Here is a 16,772-nt window from a genome sequence, read left to right as displayed (position 1 = left end):
GTCCCTTGCATGTAAACTGTCGGAAATAAAAGCGAAGGAGGCTTGAGGCGTAGATGACGATACAATTTATAATCGGCCGGTCGGGCAGCGGCAAAAGCACGGCCATTCGCGAAGAGATGAGCCGGAGGCTGGAGGAATCGCCCCAGGGCAGCCCGATGATTTTGATCGTTCCCGAACAGGGATCGTTCGAGGCGGAGCATGCGCTGGTGAACACAGGAGGCATCCGGGGCATCTTTCGTGCCCAGGTGCTCAGCCTGCGCCGCCTGGCTTACCGGGTCATGCAGGAGACCGGCGGTGCGGCCAGAGTGGCGATCAGCGAGGAAGGCAAGCGGATGCTGCTGTACAGAATCCTGCGCCGCCGCAAAGAGGAGCTGCAGCTGTTCGGCCCTTCGGGCGAGCAGCTCGGTTTTGTCGGCAAGCTCAGCGAGCTGTATACCGAAATGAAGCGGTATTGCATTGACGCCGCTTGCGTGGAGGAACAGCTCGAGCTGCTGACTTCCCAGACAGCGGGGCCGCCGATGCTGCAGCGGAAGCTGAAGGAGATCGCCCTAATATTTCGGGATTACGAGCTGGAAATATCGAGACTCTACATGGACGAGGAGGACACGCTTGCAACGCTGGCCGAAAGCATTGCCGATTCGGACTATATTCGCCAGGCGGATATTTGGATCGACGGCTTCCACGGCTTCACTCCACAGGAATATCGCGTCCTTCGAGAGCTGATGGCCCATGCAAGGCAGGTGACGATTGCGCTCACCTTGGACAAGCCTTATCCCGTAGGGGCCCTTCCCCATGAGCTGGACCTGTTCCATCCTACGGCGAGCACGTACATAAAGCTAAAAGGGATTGCGGATGAGCTGGGCGCGGAAACCGAGCACCGCACGCTTGCCCCGGAAGTTCCGCCACGTTTCTGCGAGCGGCCGGTGCTGGCCCATCTGGAGCGCGGCTATGACCGGCGGATGCGCTGGCGGGGAGAGGCGGACGTGCAAGACAATGGCTTGCGGCTCTATGCGGCCGCCAATCGCCGCGCCGAAATCGAGGGGGCGATCCGGGAGATGCTCCGCCTGGCACAGGAAGAAGGGGCCAGGTACCGGGATATGGCGGTATTCGTCCGCAACCTGGGCGATTATGAGCATTTGATCGGTCCGCTGTTCCGGGAATACGGCATACCGTACTTTCTTGATCAGAAGCGGAGCGAGCTTCACCATCCGGTGGTGGAGTTTGTCCGCTCGGCCCTGGATGTCAGCTTGCGCCGGTGGCGGTACGAGGACGTCTTCCGCTGCGTCAAGACGGATCTCCTGCTGCCGCTTGACGGTTCATTGTCCCGCGAAGACATGGATCGCCTGGAGAATCATGTGCTGGCTTCAGGCATTCAAGGATCCCGCTGGACGGATGGCCGCCCATGGAAGGGTGCGCCCAGTCTCTCGCTGGAGGAAGGGGAAACGAAAGCCCGCGGCACGGCGGAGCTGCAGCTTATTGAATATGCCAGGACGGCCGTGGCATCAGTCCTGCACCCATTTGAGAAGCGTCTGAAGAAGGCGGCAACCGCACGCGAGCAATGTACGGCCGTCTTCCGGCTTTTGGAGGAGGCGGATGTGCCGGAGAAGCTGGAGCTTCTGAGCAGGGCCGCGCTTGAAGCCGGACGTCCCGAGGAGGCGAGGGAGCATCGCCAGGTATGGGGGGCCGTGCTGGGACTGCTGGATCAGATCGTGGAGATGATGGGGGATGAAAAGCTCAGTACCGAGCTGTTCGCCGGCATATTGGATACTGGGCTTACGGAATTGAAAATGGCCCTCGTCCCGCCGTCGCTTGATCAGGTGCTGGTCGGCAGCATGGACCGGACGCGGACCGGTGGCGTGAAATACGCGTTTTTGCTCGGGGTGAACGACGGAGTCATACCGGCGCAGTTCGAGGATGACGGGATATTGACGGAACAGGAGCGAACCGGTCTGGCGGAGCGCGGATTGGAGCTTGCCCCGACCATATCGAGGAGGCTTCTGGATGAACGCTTCCTGATCTACAATGCTTTGACTTCGGCAAGCCTGCAGCTGTGGGTCAGCTATCCCGCCGCGGATGATGAGGGCAAGACGCTGCTTCCCTCCGAGGTCATCCGCCATTTGAAGCTGATGTTTCAGATCGGCGAGGGGCCGCTTGCCCCCCGGCCGCATGCCGGGCAATCCGCGGAGGAGCAGGCGGGGTACGTGACCCGGCCCGGGAAGACGATCGCTTATTTGACCGGCCGGCTGCGGGATTGGCGAAACGGCGAGGAGCTGCCAGGCTTCTGGTGGCACGCTTATAATTGGTTCGTCGGCCAGCCGGAATGGAAGACGCGGCTCGGTGTGATGCTGTCCTCTCTAACCTATCGCAACGAAGGACGAAATCTGACGGAGAAAACCAGCCGCCGCCTGTACGGCGTAAAGCTTGCAACCAGCGTATCCCGAATGGAACGCTTTGTTGCGTGCCCGTTTTCGCATTTTGCGTCCCACGGCTTGAAGCTGCGGGAACGGCAGCTTTACCGTTTGCAAGCCCCGGACATCGGCCAGCTGTTCCATGCGGCTTTAAGCCAGATGGCAGTGAAGTTTCAGTCCGAGCATCGAAGCTGGGGGGATCTGACGGCCGAGGAGTGTCTGCGCGAAGCGGAACAGACCGTGGACCGGCTGGCTCCGATGCTGCAGGGCGAAATTTTGCTAAGCTCCAAACGCTACGGCTACATTTCGCGAAAGCTGAAGAATATTGTCGGGCGGGCTTCTGTCATTCTGGGCGAGCAGGCGCGCCGCGGGAAGTTCGAGCCGGTCGGACTTGAGCTGGATTTCGGTCCCGGCAAGCCGCTGCCTCCTCTTACCTTTGAGCTGGACAACGGGGTGAAAATGGAGATCGTAGGACGGATTGACCGGGTTGACATGGCCCGGGGCGAGCATGGCGTCATGCTCCGGGTGATTGACTATAAATCGAGCCAGAAGGATCTTCGCCTGCACGAAGTGTACTACGGACTATCCTTGCAGATGCTGACTTATCTGGACGTGCTGCTGACTTATGCGGAGCTGTGGATCGGGGAACAGGCGCTGCCGGCAGGCACGCTGTATTTCCACGTCCATGATCCGGTGCTGCAATCGGCGAACGGCATGACGCCGGAGGCGGCAGCGGAGGAGCTGCTGAAGCGGTACAAGATGAAGGGGCTGCTGCTTGCAGACCGCGAAGCGGTATCGCTCATGGACTCCTATTTGGAAAAGGGCCACTCCGCGATTCTTCCGGTTGCCGTGAAGGCGGACGGCAGCTTCTACAGCAGCGCGGCCGTTGCAACGCCCGAGCAATGGGAGACGCTGTTGGCCGCGGTTCGCCGCAACATGACGGCCATCGGTTCGCGCATTACGGGGGGAGATGTGGCAATCGAGCCGTACCGGATCCAGCAGGAAACGGCCTGCACCTACTGTTCCTACCGGCCGGTGTGCCAGTTTGACGATACGATTGAGGGCAGTCAATATCAGCTGCTCGGCAAGCCGGGACGGGATCAAGTGTGGGATCTGCTCGGAGAAATGAAAGGAGAGGAAGCCGGTGGCAAACATGATGGCTAAGCCAGAGGACAGCATGTGGAGCGACGATCAATGGAAAGCCATTGCGCGCTCGGGCGACGATATACTGGTCGCGGCCGCGGCGGGTTCGGGCAAAACGGCGGTGCTCGTCGAACGGATCATTCGCAAAATTCTTGACGGGACGTCGGGATTCAGCGTGGATCGCCTGCTTGTTGCGACCTTCACCAAAGCCGCGGCGGCTGAAATGCGGCAGCGGATCAGAGAGGCGCTGGAACGGGAGCTGGATTTGGATCCGGAGAACGAGCACATCCGGCGCCAGCTGGCTTTGCTCGGGAGGGCCTCCATCACGACCCTGCACTCCTTCTGCATGGAGGTCATCCGCCGATATTACCAGCTGATTCCGCTCGATCCCGGCTTCCGGATTTTGAATGAGCACGAAGCCGATCTGATGCGCCAGGAGCTGCTGGAGGAGCTGTTCGAAGAAAAGTACGGGGAATCGGAAGACGAGCCCGGCAGCAATTTCATGCGACTGGCCGACTGGTTCAGCGGCGAACGGACGGATGATGCGCTGTACCGTCTCGTTCAGCGGCTGTACGATTTTTCCCGAAGCCACCCGTGGCCGGAGCGCTGGCTCCGGGATACGGCTGCCAGCTACGAGGCGAAGGACACGGAAGAGCTGGGCCGGACGCCATGGGTGCACAGCATCCTGGCCGATGCCCGGCTCGCGTTAAGCGGAGCGGCAGGTCTGCTGGAGCAAGCGAAGGCAATTGCGCTCCAGCCGGGCGGACCGGCGGCGTACGCCGACAATTTGGAGGAGGACGCGGCGCTGGTTGCCTCCCTGCTTGAGGCGGTTCGTCACTCCCCGTGGGAATCGCTGTACGAAGTTTTCCGCGACGCTTCCTTCGGCAAGCTGAAATCGATCCGCAAGGCCGAGATCATTCCCGAGCTCCAGGAGCAGGTCAAGGAGCTGAGGGAGCAAGCGAAGAAAACCGTCAATGAGCTGAAAGGCGCCTTATTCGGCCGGCCGGCACGGGAATTTCTGCGGGAGCTCCAAACGGCCGCTCCGCTGATGAAGGAGCTCGCCGAGACGGTCATTCTCTTCGGCGAACGCTACCGCGAAGCGAAGGCGGCCAAAGGAATGGTCGATTTTAATGATCTGGAGCATTATTGCCTTCACATATTGCGGCACCCGGATTCGGAACCGGGCAGCGTCCTGCCTTCGGACGCGGCAATGGAATACAGACAGCAGTTCGACGAGGTGCTCTTGGACGAATACCAGGATACCAACAGCGTGCAGGAGGACGTCGTCCGCCTCATCTCCCGCGAAGCGCCAGGGAACCGGTTTATGGTCGGTGACGTCAAGCAGAGCATTTACCGTTTCCGCCTCGCGGAGCCCGGTCTGTTCCTGGATAAGTATAAGAGCTACGACGGAGGCGATTGCGGTGAGGAGGCGAGCCGCCGGGGAATCCGGATCGACCTGGCCCGCAATTTCCGCAGCCGCATGGAGGTCGTGGATGCCGTGAACATGCTGTTCCGGCAGATCATGAACGAGTCGGTGGCCGAGATTGCCTATGATGCGCGGGCCGAGCTTGTTTGCGGCGCCTCGTTTCCGGAGCAGGAAGGCGAGGGCGGCAGCCCTTATAAACCGGAGCTGCTGCTGATTGACCGAAGCGGAAGCGGCGCCGAACCGGAGAGCGGGGAGCCGTCAGAAGACGACGAAGGGGCAGGCCTTGAGCTTGAGGCCGCCGAGATGGAGACGGCGCAGCTTGAGGCCAGGGCGATCATCGGCAAAATCCGCCAGATGACCGGGGAAACCGGCAAGCCGCTCATGATCTACGATAAATCGCTCAAATCGATGCGTCCGGTCGAGTATGGCGATATGGTTATCCTCCTTCGATCGGCCATGATCTGGGCGCCTTTAATGATGGAAGAGCTCCGCCTGGCAGGCATTCCCGCCGTCGGAGAGCAGAACAAAGGCTATTTTCAGGCAACGGAAGTCGAGATCATGCTCTCGCTGCTTGCGGTCATCGATAACCCTCGGCAGGACATCCCGCTCGCTTCCGTACTGCGCTCGCCGCTGGTCGGATTGACCGAGGAGGAGCTGGCGCAGGTCCGTCTTTGCGCCAAAGGAACTTATTATGACGCGCTGAAGGCTGCCTGCGCGATCCGCAGGACACCGTACGCAGCGGCATCCCCGGCATCGGGGCTGGTGGACGGCGCATGGAGCCTGGGAGAAGAGCTGGAGGGGCTGGCCGAGGCGGCTGCCGGACACGAGCTCGTGACCGGGGTAGGCGCCCTAGAAGCATCCGCTGATCCAGAAGCCGGGGCTGACATTTCTCCGGAGCTCGGCCATAAGCTGGACCTGTTCATGGGGCGGCTGCAGCGCTGGCGGGAGGAGGCCCGTCAGGGCGGCCTGAGCGACCTTATCTGGCGCATATACAGCGAGACGGGGTATTTGGACTGGATTTCCGGCCTTCCCGGGGGCAAGCAGCGCCAGGGGAATCTGGCGGCATTGTATGACCGGGCGGTTCGGTATGAGCAGGATACGTCCTCAAGGGGGCTGTTCCGCTTTCTGACCTTTATCTCCCGTCTGCGGGAGCGCGGCGGCGATCTGGGTGCAGCAAGCTCGGCGGAGAGCCATGGCAATGCGGTACGGCTGATGACGATTCATAAGAGTAAAGGGCTGGAGTTCCCCGTCGTGTTTGTTGCGGGGGTGTCCAAAAACTTCAATCAGCAGGATTTGAACGCGCCATTTCTGATGCACAAGGAGCTAGGCTTTGGTCCGAAATTCGTGGACGAACAGATGCGCGTCACCTATCCGACCCTGCCGAATCTGGCGATCCGCCGCCGAGCCCAGCTGGAGCTGCTGGCCGAAGAGATGCGGGTGCTGTATGTGGCCCTTACCCGTCCGAAGGAGAAAATGATCCTTGTCGGTACGGTGAAGGATTTGTCGAAACGGGCAGGGGCATGGGCCCAGGCCGTCAGCCATCCGGAGCTCCTGCTGCCTGACTACTTGCTTGCGAGGGGCCGAAGCTACCTGGATTGGATCGGACCGGCGGTCATACGCCACCCGTCCGCCGGTCTGCTTCGCGAGCTTGCAGGACTGCCGGCGACGAGCGAAGGCGCTGCCCTGTCGAAGGATCCATCCGATTGGATATTCGCGGTTGAGACCCCGGAGTCGTTGCTGCAGCCGACGGGCGTCGTGATCGATGAAGAGGGGGATGGCGGCCAGGAGCGTTTTGAACGGATGAAGGCCGTGCAGCAGCTTGAGCCGGTACCGATCGAAGAGGCTGATGCAGACTTGGACGGCGGGTCGGCAGAAATCCGGGAAGCCGTTTATCGTAAGCTGTCGTGGGTCTATCCTTATGAAGCCGTGAGCGGTATCTCGGCGAAGACGTCCGTCACGGAGATGAAAAAGCTGCTGGCGATGCAGGACGAGCCGTCGCTCGATTTGGTTGAGGAGCGGGCGGTTAGGCGCGGTGCGCAGGAGGGCCTGTTCGCGGGCATCGGGAGCCAATCGCCGGATGCTGACCATAACGGCTATTCAGCGGCCGCCTTTACTTTGAACCTTCGCCGCCCGAAATTTATGGAGGCGCAAAAGCTGACCCCTGCGGAACGCGGGACGGTCTATCATACATTGATGCAGCATTTGCCTCTCGGCGATTTCCGGGGCATACAAGCCGGGGCAACGGCCGTAGAAGCCCAAGAAATAGCCGACCGATGGCTTCATGAATCGGAAGCTCTGATCGCTTATTTGGTTGAGCGGGAGATCATTACGGCGGAACAGGCTGCAGCCGTAGAACCGTCTGATATCAGCCGGCTGTTCGAAAGCGAGGTGGGGCGGCAGCTGCTGGCGGCCGAGGAGGTATGGCGGGAGATGCCGTTCTCCTATGCGTTGCCTGCAGCCGAAGCTTACCAGGGACTGGCCTTTCTCGAGGAGCTGTCCCCGCAGGGCGCTTTAGACCGGCCGGATGTCCGGCTGCTTCAGGATGAAACGGTGCTCGTTCAAGGGGTCGTCGACTGCATGTTTCGCCGCGAAGGCAAGCTGGTGCTGCTTGATTACAAAACCGACCGGGTGCTGGAGCATCGGGGAGGTCTACCGGCTCTTGCGGAGCAATATCGTTTTCAATTGGAGCTGTATGCGAGGGCGCTGGAGGACATTCTGGGCGAGCCTGTGTGTGAGAAATGGCTGTACTTTTTTGACGGGGGCCATGGAGTCCGGATCTAAGCATGTTTCGCGGCCATTATGATCGAAACGAGCTGCGCCCTGCATTGTGATGGAAGTTATTATTAAAGGCAATCATTCTATGGTTTATGGTTTATGGTTCGCTTAAGGGCTTTAACCCCTTATGTCGGTGCCAAAAAGTGAAGTTTGTATCGGGGAGGAGAGATGCAGCGATGCGCATTTTGCATACGGGGGACTGGCATCTGGGCAAGACGCTGGAGGGCAGGAGCCGGCTCGCTGAGCAGGAGCAATTTCTGGAGGAGCTGGTTCGGCTTGCGGATGATCAGCAGGCGGACCTGATATTGATGGCCGGCGATGTGTATGATTCGGTCAATCCGCCTGCAGCGGCGGAGCAGCTGTTCTACGATGCGGCGGCGAGATTGACGGAGGGCGGCCGCCCCATGGTTGTCATTGCGGGCAATCATGACCAGCCGGAGCGCGTATCCTCGATCAGGCCGCTCGTATCGAGCCGGGGGATCACGCTGATCGGCATGCCCGTCTCCGAAGTGGTCACCACCGTGTCTGCCCGGACAGGAGAAACCGCCAAAATCGCCGCTCTGCCCTATCCGTCGGAGGCAAGGCTCAATGAGCTGCTTGCCATGGACGGGGATGAGGATCAGCTGCGCCGGGCATACAGCGAGCGGGTCGGCATGCTCATGAAACGGTTGGCCCATGCCTTTACGCCGGACACGGTAAACCTGGCGATGAGCCACATCTACGTGCTTGGCGGCGTGGAATGCGATTCGGAGCGGCCGATTCAGGTCGGCGGCGCTTATACGGTCGATCCGTCGGCATTGGCCGTGGGAGCGTCCTATACAGCGCTCGGACATCTTCACAGGGCCCAGGCTGTAAAAGGGGAAGGGGTGATCCGCTACAGCGGCTCACCGCTGGCCTACAGCTTCTCGGAAGCCGGGCAGGCGAAGTCCGTCACGATGATCGACGTTGCGCCCGGAGGCAGTCCTGTCATCGAGGAAGTGTTCCTTACGAGCGGCAGGCCTCTAGTCAGATGGAAAGCGAAGGGCGGACTGGAGGAAGTGTACCGGTGGCTGGATGAGGGCCGGGACGCCAATGCTTTTATCGATCTGGAAATCACGTTGACGGAGGCGATGGGGCTCGCGGATATTCAGCGCCTGCGTAAAAGCAGGGACGGTATCGTACATATCCGGCCGGTCTATCCGGAGATGGAGGCGCTGGAGCTTGAAATCGAGCGCTCGCGGATTCCGCTGCCCGATCTGTTCCGCAAGTTCTATCAGAGGCAGACCGGCGGGGCAGAACCGGAGGATCGACTGGTTCAGCTATTTCTGGAGCTGGTCGAAGAGGAAGAACAGGATGCGGCGGAGGTGAGCGGCGGATGAAGCCGGTTATGTTGAAGCTGTCGGGTCTGCAGAGCTACCGCAGCCCGCAGGAAATCAATTTTGAAGCGCTGTGCGAAATGGGGCTGTTCGGCATATTCGGCCCGACGGGCAGCGGGAAATCGACGCTGCTCGATGCGATCACGCTCGCCATGTACGGCAAGGTGGAGCGGGCGGTCAACGGCACGCAGGGCATCATGAACCATTCGGAGGACAGCTTGTTCGTGTCCTTTACGTTTGAGCTGAGCTCGCCGGCCGGAGCGGAGCGGTACCGGGTAGAGCGGCGCTTTAAGCGGGTGAATGAGCTGTCGGTCAGCAACACGGTCAGCCGGTTCATACACGTCACCGCAGACGGCGAGCAGGTCGTGGCGGACAAGCTGGCGGAAGTCACGCGCTGTGTCGAGGAGAAAATCGGACTGAAAATGGATGATTTTACCCGCGCGGTCGTTCTGCCCCAGGGCAAGTTCGCGGAATTTCTGTCGCTGAAGGGAAGCGAGCGCAGACAAATGCTGCAGCGCCTGTTCCACCTGGAACGGTATGGCGACCAGCTGGCGATCAAGCTGAGCCGAAGAGTCAAGGAAACGGACGGTGCATTGAAATCCGTGGAGGCGGAGCAGCAAGGGCTGGGAAGCGCAGGCAAGGAGGCGCTTGCGGAGGCAGAGCTGGCGCTGGAGCAGGCCAAGAAGCACGCCGAGGCATCCAGACGGCGGCTTCAGTCGATTCAGGAGCGCCACGAATCGCTGTCCAAGCTCCGGGAATTGGACTTGGAGCGGCAGCGGCTTCAGAGCAAGCTGGATGAGCTTGCTGCGCATGAAGAAGAAATTCGGCTGCTTGAGCGCAAGCTTGAGCTGACCGGAGCGGCAGCGGCGGTGCTGCCAGCCCTTGAGGCCTGGCGCGAGACCGGCGGACAGTGGGAGCAGCGGCGACGTGCGGCCGAAGCGCAAGCGGCCCAGGCGGACGGCATGCAAAAGGCAGCGGCCCAGGCAGCCGAAGCTGATGAAGCGGCCCAGACCGCGCTTGCCGCTGAAGAACCGAAGCTGCTGCAGCGTGAAGAGCAGCTGGGCCAGGCCGTTCTGCTGCAGCGGGAGCGGGATTCCTTGCGCGAAGAGCTGAAGCGGCTGGACGAGCTACGGGCAAGGCTCAGGAAGGAGCTGGAGGACGTGAACGCCCGGCTGCAGAAAGAGCAGGAGCTGCTTCTTCGCGGACGGAGCCGCAGGGATGAGCTGCAGGAGCAGCTAAAGGCGCTGGAGACGCGCTCCGACGACCGCCAGGCGCTGCATGAGGCGATGCAGCAGCTTCAATCGCTGCGCGCCGTAGAGAAGCTGAAGGCCCAGGCCGGACAGGAACTGAAGGAGCAGGAGAGCTCCGAGCAGGAGCTGCGCCTAAAGCTGGCCGAATTGGAGCGTAAGGAGCAGGAGCTTCTGCAGCACCTTGCACGATTGGCCGGCCACGCGGGACGTGTCAAGAGCAGGGCTGCTGAAGCGTCCGCGGCGATTGAGCGCATCGGGGCGGCCGCATCCGAGCTGGGCAAGTCGATGGAGGAAGCCCGGCGGGAGCGGCAGCTTCATGCGCTGTCGCTGTCATTGGCTGCCGAGCTGCGGGAGGGAGAGCCTTGTCCCGTATGCGGCAGCAAGGACCATCCCCATCCGGCCGCGCGGCCTGCTGAAGGCGAGGCTTCGGATGATGAGGCGATGGAGCAGCTGAATGAGATCGTGCATCGAATTCAGGAGACACGCATGCAATTAAGGCAGCAGCTGAGCGAGAGCGACGCGCTGCTCCGGCAAATCGGTGCCGAAGCTGCAGCCCGTCAAGGGGGTGGGACGGCCGCTTTGGAAGCCGTCCACGACGAGGCAGGAAGCAGCATGCTCGAGGCGGCTGTAGCGGCCGTGCCGGATACCCGCCCGCCGTATGACTTGATCCGGCTTGCAGAGGAGATCAAACAGCTTGAGCAGGCGGCAGGCTCCCAAGCGGAAGCGATCGAGCTGTGCCGTGAAGATGCTTCAAAGCTGCAGCAGCAGCTGCTGCAATGCCGGCAAGAGCTGGCGAAGCAGGGCGCGGCGGTGGACGGCAGGACCCTGTCCGTCCGGCAGCTTCGGGATAAACTTGCCGGACTCGAAGCTGAAGCCGCGGGCATCGTGCAGGTATGGTCCGGCACACGCCCGAATCTGCCGCTTGAGGAGGCTGAGATCCGCTTCAAGCATATGCAGGCCAGCGATGCCGAAGCCGAGAAGATCAAGGAGGGGCTTGAGCGAAGCGTTCCGTTTCTGGAGCAGAAGCAGCAGGCCGTGCAAGAGCTCGAGGGCAAGCTGCGCGAGCTCGAGAAAAACCTCATTCTGGCCGACACCCAGCGGGAAGGCAAGGCGGAAGTGCTGAAGGAGAAAGAAGAGCGGCTGTCCGTATGGATCGGAGACCGCTCGGCCGAGGAGCTGATCCAGGAGTGCCGCTCCAGGCTGAAGCAGCTCAGAGAAGCCGCCGAGCAGGCGAGAATGCAGCGCCGGAAGACCGAGGAAGCGGCGCAGCAAGCCGCGAAAGAGGCTGCCATTGCCGAGCAGGCCGCCCGCTCCGCAGAGGAGCATCATGAGGCGGCGAAGCTGACTTGGGAGAAGCAGCTTGGCGCTTCGCCGTTCGCGACGGAAGCCGACGTTCGGGACGCCTGCCTGACTGGCGAAGAAATCGAGCGGATCTCCGGTGCCGTCAAGGCGCATCGCGAGGGACAGCGGGAATGGACGGTCCGGCTCGGCGATGTTATGCAGAAGCTCGGAGCGAGCCCCTACAATGAGCAGGACTGGCAGCTATGCTGCTCGGAGCTTGCGACCGCCCGTTCGGCCGACGAGGAAGCCCTTCAGGCGAAAGCGAGAGCAGAGCGGGATCTGGAGGATCTGAGCAAGCGCCATATCCGCTTTATGGAGCTTGAGGCCAAACGGGCAGAGCTCCAGAGCGAAAGCGACCGGCTGTCGAAGCTCCAGTCCTGTCTGCGCGGAAACGCATTTGTGGAGTATATTGCCGAGGAGCAGCTGATGCAGGTCAGCCAGGCGGCTTCCCAGCGGCTGCGCTATCTCACCAAACAGCGTTACTCGCTGGAGGTGGATTCCGGCGGCGGGTTTGTGATCCGGGACGATGCCAACGGCGGCGTTCGCCGTCCGGTCTCGACGCTGTCCGGCGGTGAAACGTTCCTTACGTCATTGGCGTTGGCATTGGCCCTGTCGGCTCAGATTCAATTGAGAGGTCAGTATCCGCTGCAGTTCTTCTTCCTGGACGAAGGCTTCGGCACGCTTGATCCGGAGCTGCTGGAGACCGTCATTACAGCACTGGAGCGTCTGCATACGGATAAACTGACCGTCGGCATCATCAGCCACGTGCCGGAGCTTCGGGCGCGTCTTCCGCGCAAGCTGGTGGTACGGCCTGCCGAGCAGGCAGGCGAGGGCTCGCAAATCCTTATCGAATCTATGTAAGCCTTATCGAATCTATGTAAGCTTCGGTCTGTAGATGAATTCTTTCATTGTGATGGGGATCACAGATACAGCCGCAAGGCGCTGTTATAATACAGTCAAGCCGACATGCAATAGAAGCACCTGACAGTGCTGCGGCCTTCAGCGGATACACTCTTCCCTTTCCCTGCGAGGCTGGCCTGCCATTGCCGGACGTTCGTCCTTGGCGGGTGCTTCTCTTTTTTTATCGCTCAAGGCGGCATAATGGACGAATCCCCCCCTTTTCTTATATGATGGGAGCATGAGACTCTATGAAAGGGGTAATGATGTGATGGATTGTATTTTCTGCAAAATCGTAAACGGAGATCTCCCTTCCACCAAGGTGCTTGAGAATGATAAGGTGCTGGTGTTCCAAAATATTAACCCGGAGGCGCCGGTCCATGTGCTCATCATTCCGAAGAAGCATATCGCCTCGATGAACGATGTTCAGGAGGAGGACTTGGCCTTGATCGGCGAGATGCACCGCGCTGCGCAAGAGGCTGCCGCTGAGCTCGGCATCGCCGAGAGCGGATACCGCCTGATCAACAATTGCGGTCCAAATGGAGAACAGACGGTGTTTCACCTGCATTACCATTTGATGGGTGGCAAACGGCTGGGTGCGTTGACAGGAATCTCCCCATCGCATACATAACGGCTGGACCAGCGGATAACTGCAGCTTCGCGGCATTTTAAGCCGGCGGGGCTGCTTTTGCTTGCCTGACTTTTTTTAGTTGCCGTCAAGGTTGACACCATATTTCCGTTTGCCCTATAATGAAGTTTGATGAACCGTGTTATTGCTCTTGGACGGTCTGGTCGGAGGGAGGGAAAACTGGTGTCTGAAACTAAAGTTCGCAAAAACGAGACAATTGATGCTGCACTTCGTCGCTTCAAGCGTTCCATCGCTAAAGATGGCGTATTGGCTGAAGTGAAGAAACGCAAGCATTATGAAAAGCCAAGCGTAAAGCGCAAGAAAAAGTCCGAGGCTGCTCGTAAGAGAAAGTTTTAGGAGGATCTGAACTAGCATGAATCTTAGCGAACGATTGAACGAAGATATGAAGCAAGCGATGAAGAGTAAGGACAAGTTCAAACTCTCTACGATTCGGATGGTTCGTTCGACGATAAAAAATCTTGAAATAGATTTGAAAAGAAGTTTGGATGACAACGAAGTGCTTGATATTTTAAGTCGTGAAATCAAACAGCGAAAAGATGCCCTCCAAGAATTTGAAAAAGCGGGACGCGACGATCTTGCCGCCGATGCGAAAGCAGAAATTGAGCTCCTAAGCGCCTACCTCCCGGAACAGCTTACTGAAGAAGAAATTAAAGTCATTGTACAGCAGACCATCCAGGAAACCGGTGCTTCTTCAAAAGCCGAGATGGGTAAAGTAATGAGTGCTCTCATGCCGAAGGTTAAAGGGCGTGCGGACGGAAAGCTTGTCAATCAAGTTGTTCAACAATTTCTGTAACAACATAAGTGAAACACCCCTTGATTTCAGGGGGTGTTTTTTCTTGTTTTCGGGCTTTTTTAGCTAAGCTTTGAAGGAATTTCACCGTCCGGGCATACTTTCTTGAAACGAAATCGCGGCTGAACCGTAAATATAACCATAGGAGAGTGACTTGATACATATGCTTATGCAGGAAGGTCATCCTCTCCTTCATGTCGAAGACAGAAGAAGGATGGCCGTATAAGTCGAAGAGAAGGGAGGAGTATGATGAAAATATTGAATGGGCCCCGCCGATGGATCGCGATGACGGCCGCCGTTATTATTTTGTTCATAACCGCCTCGATGTGGGTGCTTCCAACGCAGCCGGTTTCGGGAGCCAACACCGGCTCGGTGTATGTAATTCCGGTCAAACAGCCGATTGAACGCGGCTTGACCAGCTTTATGGAACGCGGTTTCAAGGAAGCCGAGAAGATGAAGGCCGGACTGATCGTCCTTGAGATCGATACGCCGGGCGGACTCGTTGACCAGGCGGGGGAAATCGCCAAACTGATGAAAGGGAGCAGCATGCCGATCGTCGCCTTTGTTACAGGCGATGCGGCCTCGGCCGGAAGCTACATCGCCCTTAATGCCGACAAGATCGCCATGGCGCCGGGAACCATGATCGGAGCCGCGGCGATGGTGGACGGCAGCGGCAAACCGATTGAGGATGCGAAGCTTGTGTCCTGGTGGAAGACGACGATGGCCAGTGCGGCAGAAGCCGGCGGCCGCAACAAGGAGATCGCCATGGGGATGGCGGATGTCAACATGCAAGTGGAAATGCCCGAGATCGGCCGGACGAAAGGACCGGGGGAAATCATCTCGTTAACGCATGAGGAAGCGTTAAAGACGGGATATGCGGACACGATCGCCGACAACACCGAGGAAGTGATCACCTGGATGAATTATTCGACCCAGGATGTGTTCCGGATAGAGCCTACGTTTTCCGAGAAGCTCGCGACCTTTCTGACGCATCCCGGCGTCATGACACTGCTCTTGTTCATCGGGATTGCGGGCGTCATTATCGAGGTGCTTGTACCGGGATTCGGCGTTCCGGGCATTCTTGGCATCGCGGCCTTCGTGCTGTATTTCTTCGGCAACTATGTGGCCGGTTTTGCAGGCTGGGAGACCTGGGTCCTGTTCATCATCGGAATTCTGATGCTGGCGATGGAGCTGTTCGTTCCGAGCTTCGGAATCCTTGGGATCATCGGCTCGATCAGTCTGATCGCCGGTGTGGTCCGAGCTGCGTACAGCACCTCGCATGTCGCGTGGTCCCTCGGAATCGCTGTGGCGTCGGCATTCGTCACTATAGTGGTCGTGGCCTTTGTGTTCAAGGAGCGGGGAATATGGCGAAAATTCATTCTGAACGACAGCTTGACCAAAGAGCAGGGCTATATTCCGAATGAGGACCGGGACAGTCTTATCGGACTCGTAGGGAAGGCCATAACGCCTCTCCGTCCAGCAGGCACGATGGAGCTCGAAGGAAGGCGGCTGGATGTTGTCACGCTCGGAGGATATATTGAATCCGGCAGCCGGGTCCGCGTGGTGAAGACCGATGGAACGCGGATTGTCGTGGAGGAAGAAAAAGGGTGAAGCTTCTTCTGGAATTGTGTAGTATGGGATAGAGCAATGAAGTCAAGCTTGGTTAACAGCAGTACCTGATTACATTCGTTATTCAAAAGATGGAGGGTGAAGAGACAATGGGTTTGGATAGTTCCTTGGTGACAATATTGCTGATCGCGGTCGTTGCGATCATCGCGCTTAGCGTGTTTTTCAGCTTCTTCCCGCTGATGCTCTGGATTTCGGCGCTCGCTTCCGGCGTGCGCATCGGAATCATTACGCTGGTGGCCATGCGGCTGCGGCGCGTAACGCCAAGCCGGATCGTCAATCCGCAGATCAAGGCGACGAAGGCGGGGCTGGGGCTGAACATCAATCAGCTCGAGAGCCACTATTTGGCGGGCGGTAACGTGGACCGCGTCGTTAATGCGCTGATCGCTGCCCAGCGGGCGAATATCCCGCTCGAATTCGAACGGGCGGCCGCGATTGACCTTGCCGGCCGGGACGTGCTTCAGGCCGTGCAAATGAGCGTTAATCCGCGTGTCATCGAGACGCCGGTTGTCGCTGCCGTAGCCAGAGACGGCATTGAGGTTAAGGTTAAAGCCCGGGTAACCGTTCGGGCGAATATCGACCGCCTCGTCGGGGGTGCCGGTGAAGAAACGATCATTGCCCGCGTAGGGGAAGGGATCGTTACAACCGTAGGTTCCAGTGACTCCCACAAGGACGTTCTGGAGAATCCGGATTTGATCTCCAGAACCGTACTTGCGAAAGGGCTTGATGCCGGAACGGCGTTTGAGATTCTGTCGATCGATATCGCCGACGTCGATGTAGGCAAGAACATCGGGGCCTACCTGCAGACCGAGCAGGCGGAAGCCGACAAGCGCATCGCCCAGGCGAAAGCGGAAGAGCGCCGTGCAATGGCGGTGGCGCAAGAGCAGGAGATGAAGGCTCGCGTCGTCGAAATGAGAGCGCGGGTGGTGGAATCCGAATCCCAGGTTCCGCTTGCTATGGCTGAAGCGCTTCGCAGCGGCCAGCTCGGGGTGATGGATTACATGAACCTGAAGAACCTTGAGGCCGATACGCAGATGAGAGGCTCGATCGGCAAGATGGGCGATAACACAGGCAACCCGGGAGACAATCCGAACAATAACAAATGATGATGG

At 59.2% G+C, this 16,772-nt stretch carries 9 protein-coding genes; all 9 read left to right on the top strand.

Translation table 11 applies throughout. The features are described from left to right. Nucleotides 1-53 precede the first annotated feature (53 nt). The 9 genes from addB (at nt 54) to floA (ending at nt 16,766) form a co-directional block, all read left to right on the top strand. Nucleotides 54-3,572: a helicase-exonuclease AddAB subunit AddB gene (addB, locus tag BBD41_RS06225; RefSeq protein ID WP_099477018.1), complete on the top strand. Its 3,519-nt coding sequence runs from the start codon at nt 54-56 to the stop codon at nt 3,570-3,572. Then, entirely contained in the window at nt 3,562-7,758 is a 4,197-nt protein-coding gene (addA, locus tag BBD41_RS06220) for a helicase-exonuclease AddAB subunit AddA (protein ID WP_167393009.1), read from the top strand. Before addB ends, addA begins: the two co-directional genes overlap by 11 nt. Before the next feature lie 170 nt (nt 7,759-7,928). After that, nucleotides 7,929-9,110 (top strand): exonuclease SbcCD subunit D, encoded by a 1,182-nt coding sequence (locus BBD41_RS06215; protein ID WP_099477016.1) that lies wholly within the window; start codon nt 7,929-7,931, stop codon nt 9,108-9,110. Beyond that, nucleotides 9,107-12,559, top strand: a complete 3,453-nt coding sequence (locus BBD41_RS06210) for an AAA family ATPase (protein ID WP_099477015.1) — start codon at nt 9,107-9,109, stop codon at nt 12,557-12,559. The genes BBD41_RS06215 and BBD41_RS06210 overlap by 4 nt, the downstream gene beginning before the upstream one ends. 307 nt (nt 12,560-12,866) lie before the next feature. Continuing rightward, on the top strand, nt 12,867-13,226 hold the full coding sequence (locus BBD41_RS06205; protein ID WP_099477014.1) for a histidine triad nucleotide-binding protein: 360 nt from the start codon (nt 12,867-12,869) through the stop codon (nt 13,224-13,226). Nucleotides 13,227-13,406: 180 nt separating this feature from the next. Next, the gene (rpsU, locus tag BBD41_RS06200) at nt 13,407-13,580 is read left to right on the top strand and encodes a 30S ribosomal protein S21 (protein ID WP_005547957.1); all 174 of its coding nucleotides are present in this window, start codon (nt 13,407-13,409) and stop codon (nt 13,578-13,580) included. Between the two features lie 16 nt (nt 13,581-13,596). Continuing rightward, nucleotides 13,597-14,037 carry a GatB/YqeY domain-containing protein gene (locus BBD41_RS06195; RefSeq protein WP_007129405.1) on the top strand — a complete coding sequence of 147 codons (441 nt, stop codon included), beginning with the start codon at nt 13,597-13,599 and terminating at the stop codon, nt 14,035-14,037. A 246-nt stretch (nt 14,038-14,283) separates the two neighbouring features. Next, nucleotides 14,284-15,645, top strand: coding sequence for an NfeD family protein (locus BBD41_RS06190; protein ID WP_077564951.1), 1,362 nt, complete (start codon nt 14,284-14,286; stop codon nt 15,643-15,645). 107 nt (nt 15,646-15,752) lie between these two features. Continuing rightward, entirely contained in the window at nt 15,753-16,766 is a 1,014-nt protein-coding gene (floA, locus tag BBD41_RS06185; RefSeq protein WP_077564952.1) for a flotillin-like protein FloA, read from the top strand. Nucleotides 16,767-16,772 lie beyond the last annotated feature (6 nt).

Origin of the sequence: Paenibacillus ihbetae, assembly GCF_002741055.1 — a bacterium.
GTDB classification, from domain to species: domain Bacteria; phylum Bacillota; class Bacilli; order Paenibacillales; family Paenibacillaceae; genus Paenibacillus_AQ; species Paenibacillus_AQ ihbetae.
The sequence above is the reverse complement of the archived record's forward strand: the minus strand, read 5'-3'. Positions and strand labels throughout refer to the sequence as shown.

Coding starts and splice junctions, on each gene's coding strand:
- BBD41_RS06215 (WP_099477016.1), top strand. CDS start 7,929: ATGCGCATTTTGCATACGGGGGACTGGCATCTGGGCAAGACGCTGGAG.
- BBD41_RS06205 (WP_099477014.1), top strand. CDS start 12,867: ATGGATTGTATTTTCTGCAAAATCGTAAACGGAGATCTCCCTTCCACC.
- addB (WP_099477018.1), top strand. CDS start 54: ATGACGATACAATTTATAATCGGCCGGTCGGGCAGCGGCAAAAGCACG.
- BBD41_RS06190 (WP_077564951.1), top strand. CDS start 14,284: ATGAAAATATTGAATGGGCCCCGCCGATGGATCGCGATGACGGCCGCC.
- addA (WP_167393009.1), top strand. CDS start 3,562: ATGATGGCTAAGCCAGAGGACAGCATGTGGAGCGACGATCAATGGAAA.
- BBD41_RS06210 (WP_099477015.1), top strand. CDS start 9,107: ATGAAGCCGGTTATGTTGAAGCTGTCGGGTCTGCAGAGCTACCGCAGC.
- floA (WP_077564952.1), top strand. CDS start 15,753: ATGGGTTTGGATAGTTCCTTGGTGACAATATTGCTGATCGCGGTCGTT.
- BBD41_RS06195 (WP_007129405.1), top strand. CDS start 13,597: ATGAATCTTAGCGAACGATTGAACGAAGATATGAAGCAAGCGATGAAG.